General features: G+C 41.4%; 18 protein-coding genes. 12 read left to right on the forward strand and 6 right to left on the reverse strand.

The genetic code is table 11. The features are described 5' to 3' along the window. Positions 1-347: 347 nt before the first annotated feature. From F0364_RS23925 to F0364_RS23935, 3 genes are read left to right on the forward strand one after another with little or no spacing between them, the layout of a single operon-like run. Positions 348-632, forward strand: a complete 285-nt coding sequence (locus F0364_RS23925; RefSeq protein WP_153796249.1) for a PAS domain S-box protein — start codon at positions 348-350, stop codon at positions 630-632. Positions 633-689: 57 nt separating this feature from the next. Then, entirely contained in the window at positions 690-1,463 is a 774-nt protein-coding gene (locus F0364_RS23930; RefSeq protein ID WP_153796248.1) for a sensor histidine kinase, read from the forward strand. Further along, positions 1,460-1,819: a response regulator transcription factor gene (locus F0364_RS23935; protein WP_153800351.1), complete on the forward strand. Its 360-nt coding sequence runs from the start codon at positions 1,460-1,462 to the stop codon at positions 1,817-1,819. Before F0364_RS23930 ends, F0364_RS23935 begins: the two co-directional genes overlap by 4 nt. A 344-nt stretch (positions 1,820-2,163) precedes the next feature. On the opposite strand, the gene F0364_RS23940 is transcribed toward F0364_RS23935, so the two are convergent. After that, complete coding sequence (locus tag F0364_RS23940) at positions 2,164-3,870, reverse strand: HAD family hydrolase (RefSeq protein ID WP_153800352.1); 1,707 nt, start codon at positions 3,868-3,870, stop codon at positions 2,164-2,166. Between the two features lie 99 nt (positions 3,871-3,969). Here F0364_RS23940 and F0364_RS23945 point away from each other — a divergent pair, with 99 nt between their 5' ends. Both F0364_RS23945 and F0364_RS23950 read left to right on the forward strand, forming a co-directional pair. Then, positions 3,970-4,380 (forward strand): SDR family oxidoreductase, encoded by a 411-nt coding sequence (locus F0364_RS23945; protein WP_235921231.1) that lies wholly within the window; start codon positions 3,970-3,972, stop codon positions 4,378-4,380. 21 nt (positions 4,381-4,401) lie between these two features. Then, entirely contained in the window at positions 4,402-4,725 is a 324-nt protein-coding gene (locus tag F0364_RS23950) for a nuclear transport factor 2 family protein (protein WP_153800353.1), read from the forward strand. A 178-nt stretch (positions 4,726-4,903) separates the two neighbouring features. On the opposite strand, the gene F0364_RS23955 is transcribed toward F0364_RS23950, so the two are convergent. The 4 genes from F0364_RS23955 to F0364_RS23970 form a co-directional block, all read right to left on the reverse strand. Further along, positions 4,904-5,989 carry an alpha/beta hydrolase-fold protein gene (locus F0364_RS23955; protein ID WP_153800354.1) on the reverse strand — a complete coding sequence of 362 codons (1,086 nt, stop codon included), beginning with the start codon at positions 5,987-5,989 and terminating at the stop codon, positions 4,904-4,906. Between the two features lie 203 nt (positions 5,990-6,192). After that, a complete protein-coding gene (locus F0364_RS23960) occupies positions 6,193-6,633 on the reverse strand; it encodes a DUF5990 family protein (protein ID WP_153800355.1) in 441 nt (146 codons plus the stop codon). A 167-nt stretch (positions 6,634-6,800) separates the two neighbouring features. After that, positions 6,801-7,460: an EF-Tu C-terminal domain-related protein gene (locus tag F0364_RS23965; protein WP_153800356.1), complete on the reverse strand. Its 660-nt coding sequence runs from the start codon at positions 7,458-7,460 to the stop codon at positions 6,801-6,803. Positions 7,461-7,689: 229 nt separating this feature from the next. After that, on the reverse strand, positions 7,690-8,334 hold the full coding sequence (locus F0364_RS23970) for a DUF4253 domain-containing protein (RefSeq protein ID WP_207632855.1): 645 nt from the start codon (positions 8,332-8,334) through the stop codon (positions 7,690-7,692). A gap of 894 nt (positions 8,335-9,228) precedes the next feature. On the opposite strand from F0364_RS23970, the gene F0364_RS23975 reads away from it, so the two are divergent. The 4 genes from F0364_RS23975 (at position 9,229) to F0364_RS23990 (ending at position 12,215) form a co-directional block, all read left to right on the forward strand. Next, positions 9,229-10,281, forward strand: a complete 1,053-nt coding sequence (locus F0364_RS23975) for a DUF5694 domain-containing protein (protein WP_153800358.1) — start codon at positions 9,229-9,231, stop codon at positions 10,279-10,281. Positions 10,282-10,483: 202 nt separating this feature from the next. Continuing rightward, complete coding sequence (locus tag F0364_RS23980; RefSeq protein ID WP_153800359.1) at positions 10,484-10,759, forward strand: RNA recognition motif domain-containing protein; 276 nt, start codon at positions 10,484-10,486, stop codon at positions 10,757-10,759. 217 nt (positions 10,760-10,976) lie between these two features. Then, positions 10,977-11,801, forward strand: a complete 825-nt coding sequence (locus F0364_RS23985; RefSeq protein ID WP_153800360.1) for a hypothetical protein — start codon at positions 10,977-10,979, stop codon at positions 11,799-11,801. Positions 11,802-11,951: 150 nt separating this feature from the next. Continuing rightward, on the forward strand, positions 11,952-12,215 hold the full coding sequence (locus F0364_RS23990; RefSeq protein WP_153800361.1) for a hypothetical protein: 264 nt from the start codon (positions 11,952-11,954) through the stop codon (positions 12,213-12,215). Positions 12,216-12,442: 227 nt separating this feature from the next. On the opposite strand, the gene F0364_RS23995 is transcribed toward F0364_RS23990, so the two are convergent. Next, positions 12,443-14,854 carry an outer membrane beta-barrel family protein gene (locus F0364_RS23995; RefSeq protein WP_153800362.1) on the reverse strand — a complete coding sequence of 804 codons (2,412 nt, stop codon included), beginning with the start codon at positions 14,852-14,854 and terminating at the stop codon, positions 12,443-12,445. 490 nt (positions 14,855-15,344) lie between these two features. On the opposite strand from F0364_RS23995, the gene F0364_RS24000 reads away from it, so the two are divergent. The 3 genes from F0364_RS24000 to F0364_RS24010 form a co-directional block, all read left to right on the forward strand. After that, positions 15,345-15,629 carry a PAS domain S-box protein gene (locus F0364_RS24000; RefSeq protein WP_153796249.1) on the forward strand — a complete coding sequence of 95 codons (285 nt, stop codon included), beginning with the start codon at positions 15,345-15,347 and terminating at the stop codon, positions 15,627-15,629. 57 nt (positions 15,630-15,686) lie between these two features. Beyond that, entirely contained in the window at positions 15,687-16,460 is a 774-nt protein-coding gene (locus F0364_RS24005; protein ID WP_153796248.1) for a sensor histidine kinase, read from the forward strand. Beyond that, the coding region (locus F0364_RS24010; RefSeq protein ID WP_153796816.1) for a response regulator transcription factor at positions 16,457-16,770 on the forward strand (314 nt) is incomplete at its 3' end. The genes F0364_RS24005 and F0364_RS24010, both read left to right, overlap by 4 nt.

Genomic DNA, 16,770 nt, shown 5'->3' on the forward strand with positions numbered 1-16,770 from the left:
AAATAATAAGTCAATTACTGGCGAAACGTGGACTTCTTACACGTTTGCTTATCTGATTTGCTCTGTAAGGGCTGGCTTTACCTGAAACTTTTATTGGCTGGTTGTTTGCGGCTTATATTAAAAGATCATCGAAATCTATAGTAAGCGAAGATTTCAAAAGAGGAGGATGACTTGGGAACCAATTCACAAGGTTAAAAAGCAAGGAAGCGATACTCTGAACTCCGAAAGACATACGCTCAAAGCTATTCAACCCACTTGAACGCATAAAGGAAGCTGAGACAACAGGGTAACTTTATTGAGAATAGCTTGAAACGAGGCTGTCCTCTTCATGCAAACAAAGTTGACATATGGACAATGAAAATCTGGCATTTAGGGATAAGAATGGCCGAAATGATCATGAAGCGAAATATTTTCTTGCCGCAATCGTGGAATCTTCCCAGGATTCCATTGTGACTATTGACATGAATAGGACGATAACCACCTGGAACAAAGCGGCAGAACGGCTATATGGCTACAGCTCCGACGAAGTGATCGGTAAACCTTTGGCGATGGTAATGTTGCCGCAGGATATCGTCGGTCTTATTGCAAAGGTGAAAGATATCGCAAACGAAATAGCTGTTCCTATTTATTAAACGGTACGCATTCATAAAAGCCAAAAACAGGCGGACCTGCAGATTGCATTGTCCCCGGTGAGAAATTCTTCAGGCGAAGTAATAGGGATTTCCACTATTGCCCGGGATATTACCGAGGCCAAGCTTCAGGAACAGTTGAAGGATGAGTTTATCGCTGTAGCCAGCCATGAGCTGAAAACGCCGGTTACGAGCATCAAAGCCTATTCAGAAATACTGCTTCGGAAGTTCGAGAGTCTGGCGGACGAAGCTAACTTCTCGTTGCAGACAAAAATGGACCGTCAAATCGACCGTCTTATTGAACTGATCAAAACCTTACTGGATACCACAAAACTATCAGCAGGCGAGCTTCTTTTGAATATGAAATTTTTTGACCTCAGTGCTTTAATCGAAGAGCAAATAGAAATTGTTCAACGGGTGTCTCCGCAACATCACATCAAATTTGAAGGCGAAAAGAGCTTTAATATCTGGGCTGACAGCAAATTAATAGGCCAGGTGATAGCAAACTTTGTATCCAATGCCGTTAAATATTCTCCTGGTGCCGAAACCGTCATCGTTTCGTTAAAACAAACAGGCGAAAATGTGAGGGTGAGTGTACAGGATTTTGGCATTGGCATCCCCGAAGGTCTTGATCACAAAATTTTTGAGCGATATTTTCGCGTCAACAGTACGCGAAGGTCTTCCATACCTGGCGTAGGTCTTGGGTTATATATCTCAGCGCAAATCATTAGACAGCATGGCGGCAAGATATATGTAGAAAGCAAAGAGGGTATCGGCTCAATATTTTCCTTCGAATTGCCGGTAAAACCGGCTGATAAATCAAAGGCGGCATGAAACACATAGTAATAATAGAAGACGACGCTTTTATATTAGATACGATGAGCATTTTACTGGAAAGTGAAGGCTATAAAGTTACCGGTTATAGTAATGGCTCGGTGATACTTGATAATGAATTAGAGATGCCGGACCTTCTGATTGTGGACAGGCAACTGCCGGGCATTGACGGAATAACACTCTGCAGGAAATTTAAAAGTGAGCCACTTACCAAAAACATCCCCGTCATTTTAATGTCCGCAAGCTCAGATATTGAACAGCTCGCACAGGACGCATTAGCGGATGGCTCCCTCGAAAAACCTTTTAAAGCCAATAATCTATTTAATATGTTGGCCTCGCTACTTAATTCTTCGTAACAGTTCTTTCAAAGCACCCCGCAAGAAAAAGTTATATCAAATACTTCAAAAATCATCTGCCGTCTTTTTTTAGGCCTCCTTTTTTCCAAAGAGCTTCAATAATTAAATCTTTATTTCCCTGAAGCCGGGTCTGTGCCGCTATCACATGGCACTGCCACCGCCATACAGTTTCTGATATAATTCTTTGTGCCAGGCTATCCCAGTAAAATATATCTTGGAAAGATATAAAGAAGGGTCAGGCAATTATAGGGGACTTATTGATTAGACGGTCAATCATTCTCTATGCAGGTCGTCCAGATAGGTAACCTGTGACAGTTTAATTTTTTGCCTGAAAAATTCTTTTTTTATGCCTCCGCAGTATACCGTTCTCTTACAAGGTTAATGATATTGTCCCTTGAGCGGCGGGGATTATCTTCTGTATCTTCCACCTGTTTGGTTAAATCGGCAAGTTCATCATCGTGTACAAGATATCTGAACCATTTGGAGTAATCATTCCTTTTAAGATGAAACATCCAGGTCTCATCATCAACTCCTTCAGCCAGCTCCGTAAATATGACGATATTGTAAGCTTTCAGGTGTAATTTTTTCTCTGGTCCGGTGAAGTAAAAGCTATTGTAATCCATATTGCCTTTGGCATATTTTCGCTTATGCCTTTTGGCGATATGCCTTGGTTCGTTAGTCGAAATAATAAAAGGCAATTTATTTGTTTCTGCATTCCATACCCAGGCCTTCCCCTGTTCCAAAGGTTTTACGGTCGACGCATTCAGTGCGAGGTTCCTGGCCTTTGAAAATTCATGTAACATGCCATGCGGCTCACTGCCGATCGCAATAATGGAACCTATGTTTTGCATGATCGCTTTATTTACCAAAGATGGTTGCGTGGTTATCAGCCATATATTGTTAAGGCTTTCCGGAATCTTGAAAAAGCTGTCTTCCATTTTAGCAGGCAACAAATGATGCGCCTCATCCAGCAATATCCAGTGAGGATGTCCAGTTTCGTGTTTAATGGCATTGACCGTTAACAGGAATTCGTTAAAAAAAGCGGGTCTTTTATCTATAGGGATCGCCAGCACACAAAGGACAACATTTTGTGATGAAGTTTTAAGCAATGTCTTTAGCTCTTCCATAGAAGGTTCTTTTTCAGGATCTCCCAAAACCACAGTCGAGGGGAAGTCTATATAGTCTCCCTCCGGATCCACCAGGCAAAACTGATAAGCATGTACTACCAGGCTTTCAAGAAAAGCAATGGTTAACGTTGATTTTCCACCTCCGGAACTACCCGCTAACAGAACTCCTTTTCGATAGGGGGCGATACAAAAGTCGCTTTCGTCTTCATGTTTACCCAATGGCAGATAGTGTTTAATTAACCTTTCGTCGGCTGAGGCAAGATCATTTTCCAGCAATTGGACAATCATTTCTTCTACCCCCTCGCCATGATCGGCTTTGGTAACAACAGCTGCGGCCTCCTTCACCGAAGGAAGCGCATTGGCCACGGCAACAGAACATTCAGCAGCCTGCAACATAGCATTATCGTTTTCAGCATCGCCAACCGCAACCGTATTGTGGATTGAATAGTGGATACGTTGAAGTGCTGTATGTAGTCCTTTCGATTTATTTATGCCAGGCGGTAAAATCATTACCGCCCCTTTGTTAAAAATCACCTGATGCTCCAAGCCAAAATGTTTAATCGTTTCCAAAACTTTGTTCTGGTGAGGCTCCCAGGTAGCCACAATAACCTTACCTATTGAGAGGGGGGTTACCTCCTGCTGATGAAGCGCCTGGATGAAGTCGGCCGGTGGCTGTTCCCCAAGCAAGAATTCTTCCATGGTCGCGGGATGATAAATCAGTGCACCATTTTCTGCGACAATTAAATCAAATAGCCCGTATTCGGGAAAAATGGTCATCAGTTCATCCAATTCTCTTCCGGTAACCAGTACGATTTTTCTGCCAGACTCCTTCAATTGTTTCAAAGCCTCTATGGTTTTAGGCTTTACCTTTCCGTGGTGGGCTATCGTACCGTCATAATCAGTGGCAAGTATATGGTAACGCATGTAGAATTGTTTATCAGTATTGCTACATGAATCGTGCTAAAAGGCGGATGATTATCAGCAGAAGAAAGAAATCAGACGTTGCTTCCAATGTTCGCCTAAATGATCGATCGAAAAAGTGGTGTTATCATTCACATCGCTTCCATACAGGGCAAATTGCCGCTGTACGATTCAACTTTGCCGTATGCCGCTGCAAAAGCAGGCTTAATCAATTACAGTAAAAGCTTATCAAATGAAGTTACGCCAAAAGGTGTTCGTGTGCTGACTGTTTCCCCGGGATGGATCAGGACAGAAAATACGAAAGTATGGTTGGAAACGATTGCCAAACACTCAAATATTTCCATCGAGGAAGCTCAACAAAATGTTGTGAATGCTCTTGGAGGTGTACCTTATGGCAGACCTGCAGAACCAGAAGAAGTTGCTGAATTGGTTGGGTTTTTGGTTTCGCCAAGGGCCAATTATCTGACAGGAACCGAATTTGTAATTGACGGTGGAACTATACCCACTATTTAATAATTATAGAAATACGAAATAATGAACTTACCGAAAGTAGTATCAGATTTAGTAGAAACACAAAACAACTTTGATAGCGTTGCTTACGCAAACTGTTTTTCCGAGACAGCAGTGGTCTATGATGAGGGCAAAACGCACAAGGGACGAAAAGAGATAGAACATTGGATAGCCGATGCCAACGTGCGATACCATGCTACAATGCAGCCCATAAGCTATGAAGAAAAAGGAACGGAAAGCATTTTAAAAGCAGAAGCTTCAGGAAAATTTGACGGCAGCCCTATTGTATTGAGTTATCATTTAGAAATAGCTGATGGATTAATACAGTCATTGAAAATTACGGGGTAAGTAGGAACGGCTAATTTTAGCGGTTCTTCTTTCTAATACCACCTTACGACAATCTTGGATTCGGAAACTTTTGTTTACCCGTGTTGGGCGTTCGTTTTTTATGTTGTCAGATTGGTTCTCAATTTATTTCATTGTAAAACCATCCTAATTACATGTTTCATAATAGTGCAATAGCTCGCTAATTTTCATTAAACACAAGATGCCTGTTTAAAAAAGGAAGCACACGGGAAAAAAATCGTCCGTTGGCAATCCAGTTTTTATCATAAGGATTGCCGGCATATTCTTCTGCTTCATGTTCAATGCCAAGGTCCTGCAATTTGCGGCTTAAATCGCGGTTTGACTCAACATGCGCTCTTGTTTCATCAAAGCGTCCCCAATCGAAAGCTATGCCACGCATGGTGCGAAGGCTTTTTTCACTTTCACCTAATATTTCATCTAATAGTAATTCTCTTTGCATCTTCCTCGCATTGGCAACATTCAGTTTTGGTTCGCCGTTTTCCATTTCCATGAAAAAGTCACAATAAAATGGCGGACGATTTAGGTTGGGTAAGAATGCCTGGTTAAATGTTATAAAAAGCCTAGTACGTCCATCAGTTATATCTGCAAAAGACTTAGCCTGATGTATGGCTTTCCAATCTAAGCTCACGTAAGACCATGGAATATCACCTGTGCCAGCAGCTACCGGATTTAGCGCATAAACAACGCTGAAAACATCAGCATTAACCATTGCCAGTTTTAACGCACCTCTTGCACCCATCATGTCACCTGTTATGGCACGGCTATCCCTGCTTTTTATGGTACGAAATTTACCGTCTATAAAAGGTACCAATTCTTTTACTGTAAAATCGAGCCAGCGTCCTGTAACGGGTGAATTTTCATAAACGCTGCCAGTTGTGGGTGTGCTGTAATCTGCAGCTACGAAAATAAATTCTTTAACCACTCCATTTGCAAAGCCGGTCTCTATTAAAGAAACCAGTCTTCCGTCTTCAAGTAACTTTTCAGCATTCCAGAAAATATTGTGACAATAATATAATACCGGGTATAACTTCTTTGAAGTGTCATAACCCGGCGGCAGGAATACCTGAATGTTACGTCTTGGATTAAGACCCGTGCGGTTTTCCTTTAGAATTGTTGAAGCGAATTGTTCTGAAAGTAATGTACCATGCCTTATAGTTTTTTCTGCCTCATTGGTTAATACTTGAGCATTAATGGTATGTGTATAAAAAATTATAAGCAATATCAGTTTAGATTTGAGTGACTTCATAGTTTTTGAATGTAAATTACTTTTTATGATTGAAAGGAGTTGGTGATAAAATGACACCCAACGTTAGACTAATTGACGAAGTAGCGGTACTGGCAGCACTTTCGCTGATTTGTATTCTAATGTAGACAAATTATTCGTCTGCTTAATAGTTAGTTTCTGCCGCTATTTTGGCAAGCAAATGTTATACACCGTTCAAGGGTCGCTTATAGCTGCTTAAGCACCCACCCTTTAAATGGCTTTACAGTCGCGCAGTTTGGTCCACCGTCTCTACCAGTACCGGGAACATTCGTCTCCAGCATTGAATCGCCAGATAGCGAATCAATGTCTTCCCAGGTAATTCCCGTTAGAGGAATTTTAAGTCGCCTCGACCATGGGGTATCAGATTGACCTGCATAAGTTCCGATGTCAATATACACAAACTTGCTACCTGAAGGTCCTTGAACATAACTGCCAGAAAATGTGGGGAACTTTTCCTTTGCTCGATCACCCTTTACTTTTACTGTAAACCTAAAAGATAGATCGGTGAACGCAGAAATTTGTCTTTGAAGTGTTTCGTAATTATTACCAGAACCTTTTTGCAAGCCAAAGACTACCCCTGGAGTGGGTTTGGTAAGAACAATCTGAAGTGTTATTTCTGATTCCATTTCTTTCAACAAATTAGCGATCTGCGAGCTGGCGGGACAAATCAAATGGTTCGTAACGTCTCGGGCATTTCTGCAGTAGCAGAATTCCGTGGCCGTCAGCCTAAGTTTATTGATATTGTTGATTTGTTCAGCACTTATTCTTCTGCCGCTGTTGCAGAAATGCCATGTTACCGGCTGGCTTGTCGTAGCTTGCTGTTCAAAATGTGTTTGATTTGTCCTGTTCCAATAGCTCTGGAGCCTTCTCTGAACTCAAACTTCATCTTTTCTTTAAGTCGTCCGGCAAAATGCTCTACTGAAAGCATTTTAATTTCAGCTTCAACTGTGTCACCGGGGAAAACCATTTTTCTATCTATGAATGTTTGTTGACCAAAGGTTTGCATTTCATCAAAATCAAACTTCAATTGTGGTCTATAGCCTGTTGAAAAAAATGGTGTGCTGCGACCGCCTTGTTCAGGTGTAAAATACTTTAAGATTGCAATAAAATCCGCTTCGCCTTTGTCCACTTCCACTTTGTTATTGTAAAAGTACTCATAAGCGTAACCTTCGATTTCACCACCTGATAACGCGTTGCCTTGTTCATCGAAAATCCTGTACGTCTCCTGTCTGTCTCCAATGGAAGCCTCGCCATCAAGTCCTAACAGAACCGCATAATAGGCATCTCGCAATGTCGTAAAGATGATTTGCCGTAAACGTTCTGCTCCTCGTTCATCAAGTTTTAAATCAGCAATCAAAGAAGAGGCTTGTGCCGAACCATCTCCGTTGAAATATGTGTCAAATAGTTGTTGTCTTTCTTGGTAAAAACCTCTTACAAATTCTTCTGGTGTCATAAACGAATGGTCTGTCTGAGCTTGCCGGTAACGGGCAGGTATTGCCGATGGTGGGGAAATCGAATTCCGTCCGCCGGAACTGCTGCCTGGCCTTTTGATAAAGTTAAATATTAAGAACTAAAGCTGGGCTTTATTCGTCGAGCCCCGAACCGCAGCACAGCAGAATTACCGCTGCTGATTGCTCCAATGTCAAGCCCCACTATTGGCAATACTAATGTTGTACGGCGCCTTAGTCCCACCACATTGAAACTCTTCCATTGCTTTTTTTAAGTCCATTTGCATATTCATTTATTTCAATCTCGTCTTCAACAGGACAGACTTTCAAAACTTCCTTAGCGAAGTCCAACCAGTCTATCGGCGTGTTATTGGTTTTTATTAGGAGCCAGTCATCGCCAACACCAATAAAGTGAAATGGGTATTTGCTTTCAAATGCTTGAAGCTTTTGAATTAAACTGTCGGTTGAAAAATGAAAACTACCTCCGGTTGTTTGTTGAAGTCTAAGAGCATTAAACTTGTCTGCTGTGTGAATAATCGAAAGAGTTTGTTTTTTATCGTCTCTGGTATCGTCGTTTGAAATGAAAGTCAGATATTGTCTGTAAGCAAACTTTTTATTCAATGTGTCAACAAGACTTTCAATTGTGCTATTGTCAACCAAAAAGGAAATGCCAGGCAATTCAACTGTCCTGCCTTTTGGGGTTTCTTGCATGATTGACGATTGGATAGGGTCGTCAATATAACTTGAAAGTATTAACCTTCTGACAAACCTTGTCGCCCCAACCTTAGTTATCTTCTCTGCTTCGTCAATAACAATCATTTCAATTCCTGATTTCTCTGAAAGCTCTCGAACTCTTGTTAAGTTTTTTGAATTGTCCATTTGTGAGCAACCTGACAAAGAAAGCGTCAAAAGAATTATTGTTAGGAAATTAGAGACTGTCATAAAGGTGCCGTACAACAATTAATATACGCAGCAGCCGAATGCAAGCTATCCAAAATTTGCGGTATCAACAGTTGTGTTTATCAATGTGTTGTGTTTTTCTTGTTTTACTACGGAGTTGCGCAAATCTATGTGAGTATAGTTCCTGGTACTGCCTCCAACATCACATGCAAATGTCACCTAAAATCCCTGTCCGGAAAAATGAATGCTTTCCTTAAGGTAGTCTTTTGCCGGCGTCAGCCGGTTAAGTAGACAAACCTTTACGCTTGACCACTTTTGCCAAACTGGATTGACCCCTCATAAATATATTCTACCCTTGCTCTAATCAACTCAATCAAAAATATCCCTAATTCAATACAGGTTTGAGCTATGGCAATTCAGATAAAACTGGTGCAAGTGGTCAATTGGTGCCGGTGCACTTGCTTAATGCATAATGGCGAAGGTGGTCAATGGCAATGTTTTTTCCATCGAACGGTTTGTTTTCGATATTATATACATTCTGGTTTTCCGCTTTTTGTCATTAACAGACTTGCATTCGTCGTAGTATTGAATACGGATTTATACCCTGTGTTTCCGAAGGATGCTTGGCTTCAGGCAAGTAAGACGGTTATAAGGCCATAAAACTGGTGATCAAATGCCGACGAATGTGCTCAACCCAACTCAATCCACCTGGTTTTCGTATAACGCCCAGTTAGGGAAAATTGGCGGATATTCCTGGCAAAAGTTTTTAACCGAATTATTATTGATCAACTTAAAAAGATATTTTAGCTAAACGTTGCAGTAGCAATTTGAGACCGCCTGCAAGTGATAAATGCCTGTAATTAAACTAAAAACATGAAGTATACCCTCCTTTTTTTGCTGGTCCTATCCATAAACGTCAACGCTCAAAAAGTTGACATTTTACTAATCGGGGCCTCCCATAACTATAGCAATTACCCTGACCAGGATTTTTCAGGCATTCATGCCAAAATAAAAAAGTTTAAACCCTCCGCATTTTTCGGGGAATTTTTAAGTAAGGAAGATGAGCGGCTGGTTATGGATTACTGGTGTAAGTCGTCAAATGTTAAACGGCTGGAAATGCTTAGAGCAAATAGAAATATAACCGCAGATGCTCTTCCCAAGACAATCGATAGTTTAAGAAAACTGGCTTTAGTGAACCCCAAAGACTACCAATTAAAAACCGATTTGGCTCATGCTTATTATCTTAATCAAGATGTTGCAAATGGCCATTATCAGTTTTGGCAAGTGTTCAGTAATCTCCAACATGTACCCAATGCCGATCTTGAAAACTATGTAAATAAATTACTTAGTCCTCATTTAGATACAACTGGACGAAGTATGAAAAGGCTAAAAACTTCTGAATATGCATATATAGCATTCCCGATGATGCAGAACTTCAACATTCAGGAGTTGTTGCCGATGGATTGCCAGGACTATGATTTGAATTGGTCGGCAGCTTCGGTGGCATTTCATACTAAGTTTGAAAACCTCATAAAAGATTCAACTACCGCTCAAATTGCTGAACTAAAAGCGATACTTAACAAAAGAGAGCAGGGCTTTGAAAAAAGTATAAGGATTGAAAAAAAATCGAACAAAGTAACCGAATGGCTAAACACAGACGAAGCATCAGTTATTATGGCCTCAGGTGATTTTTATTTTCCCGAGTTATATGAGATAAAAAACTTTCCCAAGGAAGAAATGCTTTCACAACTACATTGGTGGATTATGAGAAATAAAGGGATGTGCAACAATGTCGTCAACCGGGCTATTGCTTTAGGCCTGAATAAAGTGGTGGTTATTGCAGGTGCTAATCATAGGAAGTTTATGCAGGATATATTCGAAAAAATGCCTAATGTAACGGTTAGAAATATAAATGAAATTGAATAGGTGATGGAGCTATTTTGTGGTTATAAGTCCGCGGAGACGGAAAGTTTTCTTTGATAATTTTCGGGTTACGATGATACAGGACCGGTATTGGAAGGAAACGCACTATTATCCGTTTAGACTTACCATGAAGATATCACCAGTAATGGCTTGAACGTTTGCCTCTTTGTCTTTACCATTCCCTAATTTTAGAAAAAAAATATCCATGAATCTTTTTATAGCCGGATTGCCTGATGATCTGGACAACCAGGAACTTAAAGAACTCTTTGAAGAATTCGGAAAGGTAATCTCGGCTTATGTAGTTTATGAGAAAGGAACCAACAAAAGCCGCTGCATCGGTTTTGTCACCATGCCGAATGAAAAGGAGGCTCAACAGGCAATCAATGAACTGCATGGATCCGGACTGGATGACAATACCCTCACGGTTATGGTTGCAAGAGAAAGAAATCCAAACAAGAGTAACCGGGGAAGAAGGGTATAGACTATCCAGTTCATACACCGGATTGCTTGGTATACTTCAAAAAAATTCGGACGCGCTAACAGACAGCTCTCCAATTATTTTAAAAGCTGAAAGGGCAAAATCCTTCAGCCGATAGCCCTAAGGCAAGAAGACTTAAAGTCAATTTTAATTACGATTATATAAATCGAATTTCCTGACATCATAAAACATGGGGTGCCTCTAAAAATCAGCAGTTAGAATGAAACATATTCTTACTATTTTGTTGACAATAGTTATCATCTTGACAGGAATTTTTCTTCCTTTCATTCACGGGGCCTATGACTATTTTGCGGTTGGACTTTCCTACATTTTTCAGTTTGGGATTTTCGCATCATTACCTCTAGTTCCGACAGGTCTGATTTGGCTTATACTCAACGTCACCAATAGACAAAATGAACGGACAGTAAAATATCCTTTATATCTTAGAAGAGCTATTTTTATCATAGCTATAATTATTGGTTTGGCATCAGCTCTTGGTGCTTTTGCATCAGACAATAGGTTTTCAGCAATGGCCATTTTAGGAATCGGCATTTGTCTTTTTTTAGTCCGTAAAAAAGTAAACCTAAGACCTATTCCAAATGGCTTTATTCCGTATTACCTCTTTGTTATTCCACTGGCAGTAATTTCTATTCGTCTGGCATATTTTGAAAGTGCAAAAGATAAATCCACAGACTTCGTAATAAAACAGAGTGAGCAATTAATACAAGACATCGAAGCATACAAAAGAACCAATGGCCATTATCCAACTTCATTATTATCAACTATTGAAGACTACCACACCGGAGTTTCAGGTATTTCGCGCTTCCACTATGAACTCAGAGGAAATGCTTACAACTTGTATTTTGTACAGACATCAAATATGTTGGGTACTGAAGAAATAGTTATGTACAATAAATTGGACAAGCAAGAAATGACCGTACATAATCAAGACTTATTAAGAAAACCTTATGACCTTATCATTCACGGACACCATAAAGTACAGCAACTACCGCAGAAACATTGGAAGATATTTTACTTTGACTAATCGGTTGACAGGAGAGATGCTATATCAAAAGGAAAATTCGGCAACACCAACGACGGGGCTTTGCTTAGAAAAGGTTTGGTAATAGTTTAGTTTATGACTTCGGTGGCTCTTATGCGGGGTACCTTGATTGTATATCAGCAATTACATTTTATGTTGAGTAGAGATATTGCGGTGAATATTAACAAGGTAATGGTAATGAGAAGGCCTGGGAATGTTATTGGGCAGATGAACAGGCAGAACTTCAATCGCGATGTTTATTTTGGCGTTTTGGGCGGATTCAGAAATGATCTGAAAAATCTCCCGGATATTGAATGCGATTCTTCCACTGTCACCATATCAGCTAAGCAACGAGCATATAAAGCCATTATTAAAAAAAACGGTGCATTGGCTCTTGGACTTTGCCTGCCGGATTGATATAGGCTGGCGGATATTCTTAATTGCCGGCACTACAGCCATCTTCATAGCCCTGTTGACAGTAAGCTACCAGGCGATAAAGGCGGCAACGATGAACCCGGTTAAATCATTAAGATCTGGATGACCCATCTGGTGGAGATTTTCGCAACCTTCCATGAAAGTAACCACCCTGGGCTAAATACGGCCAGCCGGGTATTTTCCTTTCAGCATCCGGTCTGCCGTTTGTTTTAGTCTTCACCATTGGTGCTGCGCGTTGATGGAACCACCAGGTCATTCTTGCCAAAACTGTAGGTCACCCCCAATTTATAGGTGACAGCAGGGTAGCGATTCTCCGAATACAGATCCAGCATTTGAAATGACGTACGTGATTTTAGTTTTTGATGAGAACTGAAAAAGTCATGCAAACCGGCACTGAGCCTTAATTTTTCATGAAAGAATTGTTTGTGGACCGAAAAAAAGTGCCCTTTAAACCGGGTCTGATACCCCTGCAGGTAAATTGTTCTCGGGTTAAAATAGGCGCTGGCCTCAATACCAAAATTTTTATTGAACCTATACGAGAGTGTAAAGGAAGCTCCATAAATAAATGCCTTTCTGGTGAGTTGTAATGCCTGGCTGTTGATTGAGAGATAGCGGAGGTTGCCGGAGAGATTAAAACTGAAGCCTTTTTGTTTGTTCAAAGCAATACTGCTCGTAATACCTGTTTCCTGAAAACTGCCTGCATTTTGGTAGCTGGTCTCCGTTATGGCATCGGATCGCAACCGTCTTATATTTTCGACCGTGTTGGCATGATGGTTCACAAAAAAGCTGCTTGTCCAGAACAAACTGTTTTTAGTGTAGCTGTGAACCAATTGAAAACCGTGCTGGACAGCTGGCACCAGGTAAGGGTTTCCAAAACTGATATTGAAGGAATCCATATAGTTGATGTAGGGATTCAGATAGGCCAGATATGGCCGGAGGATACTTTTTTTATAGCTTAGCCGCAGGTTGTTATGCGCTCCGAGTTTTCTGCTGAGCAGCAGGCTCGGCAGCAGGTTTTTATAATCGGGTATTCTCAGTGAGGTATCTGCAAAAGCGGCAAATAACCGTGTCTGTTCGTAACGAAGACCAGTCCGCACGTCCCACTCGTTTATCAAAAGTGTATAATTGATGTAGGCTGCATATATCTGCCAGTTATAGGTAAAAGCGTCAGATCTGTCAAGGTCTTTGACATAATCTGAACTTTGAAAATTAAATAAATTCACATGATAGCTCATCTGGTAGTGCCTGAAATTTCCTTTGATACCGCCCTCTAAAGTGGATTGTTGATTCGGCTTAAGTACATAGTCGGCCTGTGCAGACAGCTCCCTGTTATCCATGCTGCCGCGGCTCTGCTCCTTATAATCCGTTGCTGCATTTCTTTGCTGGTCCAGATCATAATTGTCAAGACCGGCATAAGTGAAAAAGCCGGTAAGCAAGTTGAACTCACTTTTCTTACTATGGGATTTTGTATTATAGGAAATGTTTAGGGTATGACCCATCGTCCCGTTCTCCTGCTCGATGTTTCTCCCATACTCAGAAGGTATGTGACCTTCTTTTTGATAGCTGTTAGCCAGTTCATTCCAGGTATGGTCCCTTCCTTTTCTGAAACGGTAACCTGCAGATAAGGTTTTCAAGCTGTCGATAATCTTTATAACGCTTAATCCGGAATAGATAGTCCAGGATTTTCTTTGTACATCCGTATGCTGGTAGAGGAGAGAGGGCGCCTGGTCGTTAATGTCGTTTCTCAAAGACTTTTCTGTCCAGTTGAATACACGGTGACCGGCACCGGCATCAAAAGAATAGATCATGGAGTTTTTCCGGATTTTGATGCCTCCACCCATTTCCCCGACAAATCTTGTTGCCGTACTGCGAAGGTTCACATTTGTTCCGTTCTGCTTGCTTCTTTTGGTTGTGATATTAATTACCGCGTCAGCGCCTTCGGCCTCATAGCGTGCGGAAGGACTGGTGAGCACTTCTACTTTCTCAATATCCTCTGACGGGATTTGTTTCAGTGCATCCGAGACGGAGACCGCATACATCTCCGAAGGTTTATTATCGATATATACCCTGACGCTTGATTTTCCTGCAATGCTCACGTTGCCATTCTGATCGATGTTTACTATCGGGATTCTTCTCATAACGTCGGTAGCATTCCCGCCTGCAATAGCCATATCATTACCAGGGTGATAGATCATCCCGTCATTTCTGGATTCCAGCTGCGGTCGCTTTCCTACAACAGTAACTGCCTGTAATTGGTTGATATCGGACTTCAGCAGAACATCCGGAATATTTCTAGTTAGACTGTCAAGCGGATTGAATCCATGACAGTAGCGGTCCAAGTATCCCACCGCGGAATATTTAATGATAAAGGGAGATGGGATAGGGCCGCTAAATGCGTAGTGACCGACGCTGTCTGTGAAAGCGCACCTGATCAAAGCGGAATCTAATGATAACAATGTAACAGTGGCTGATGGCATCCCCTTATGCGAAAGGGAATCCAGTACCCTTCCGCGAATGACCTGGGCATCAGCATAGAGACAAAACAGGATTCCAGTCAATATGAAACACAGCCTTTTCATCTTCATGTAGTTTGCTAAACGGCCCAATTTAGCCACGGTCATGACGAATAAGATAAACTTACACCTGTTGCTTGAATCCCTTGACGTGTTGCAAAGGATTGCGATCAAGGCAGTAGCTGCATGCCGGCGCCACTTGCATTATGATGAAACAACTCAGGTAGCTCTTAATCTCGAAGAAACTGTGAAAATAATAAGTCAATTACTGGCGAAACGTGGACTTCTTACACGTTTGCTTATCTGATTTGCTCTGTAAGGGCTGGCTTTACCTGAAACTTTTATTGGCTGGTTGTTTGCGGCTTATATTAAAAGATCATCGAAATCTATAGTAAGCGAAGATTTCAAAAGAGGAGGATGACTTGGGAACCAATTCACAAGGTTAAAAAGCAAGGAAGCGATACTCTGAACTCCGAAAGACATACGCTCAAAGCTATTCAACCCACTTGAACGCATAAAGGAAGCTGAGACAACAGGGTAACTTTATTGAGAATAGCTTGAAACGAGGCTGTCCTCTTCATGCAAACAAAGTTGACATATGGACAATGAAAATCTGGCATTTAGGGATAAGAATGGCCGAAATGATCATGAAGCGAAATATTTTCTTGCCGCAATCGTGGAATCTTCCCAGGATTCCATTGTGACTATTGACATGAATAGGACGATAACCACCTGGAACAAAGCGGCAGAACGGCTATATGGCTACAGCTCCGACGAAGTGATCGGTAAACCTTTGGCGATGGTAATGTTGCCGCAGGATATCGTCGGTCTTATTGCAAAGGTGAAAGATATCGCAAACGAAATAGCTGTTCCTATTTATTAAACGGTACGCATTCATAAAAGCCAAAAACAGGCGGACCTGCAGATTGCATTGTCCCCGGTGAGAAATTCTTCAGGCGAAGTAATAGGGATTTCCACTATTGCCCGGGATATTACCGAGGCCAAGCTTCAGGAACAGTTGAAGGATGAGTTTATCGCTGTAGCCAGCCATGAGCTGAAAACGCCGGTTACGAGCATCAAAGCCTATTCAGAAATACTGCTTCGGAAGTTCGAGAGTCTGGCGGACGAAGCTAACTTCTCGTTGCAGACAAAAATGGACCGTCAAATCGACCGTCTTATTGAACTGATCAAAACCTTACTGGATACCACAAAACTATCAGCAGGCGAGCTTCTTTTGAATATGAAATTTTTTGACCTCAGTGCTTTAATCGAAGAGCAAATAGAAATTGTTCAACGGGTGTCTCCGCAACATCACATCAAATTTGAAGGCGAAAAGAGCTTTAATATCTGGGCTGACAGCAAATTAATAGGCCAGGTGATAGCAAACTTTGTATCCAATGCCGTTAAATATTCTCCTGGTGCCGAAACCGTCATCGTTTCGTTAAAACAAACAGGCGAAAATGTGAGGGTGAGTGTACAGGATTTTGGCATTGGCATCCCCGAAGGTCTTGATCACAAAATTTTTGAGCGATATTTTCGCGTCAACAGTACGCGAAGGTCTTCCATACCTGGCGTAGGTCTTGGGTTATATATCTCAGCGCAAATCATTAGACAGCATGGCGGCAAGATATATGTAGAAAGCAAAGAGGGTATCGGCTCAATATTTTCCTTCGAATTGCCGGTAAAACCGGCTGATAAATCAAAGGCGGCATGAAACACATAGTAATAATAGAAGACGACGCTTTTATATTAGATACGATGAGCATTTTACTGGAAAGTGAAGGCTATAAAGTTACCGGTTATAGTAATGGCTCGGTGATACTTGATAATGAATTAGAGATGCCGGACCTTCTGATTGTGGACAGGCAACTGCCGGGCATTGACGGAATAACACTCTGCAGGAAATTTAAAAGTGAGCCACTTACCAAAAACATCCCCGTCATTTTAATGTCCGCAAGCTCAGATATTGAACAGCTCGCACAGGACGCATTAGCGGATGGCTCCCTCGAAAAACCTTTTAAAGC

It is taken from the genome of Foetidibacter luteolus (assembly GCF_009650435.1).
GTDB lineage: Bacteria > Bacteroidota > Bacteroidia > Chitinophagales > Chitinophagaceae > Foetidibacter > Foetidibacter luteolus.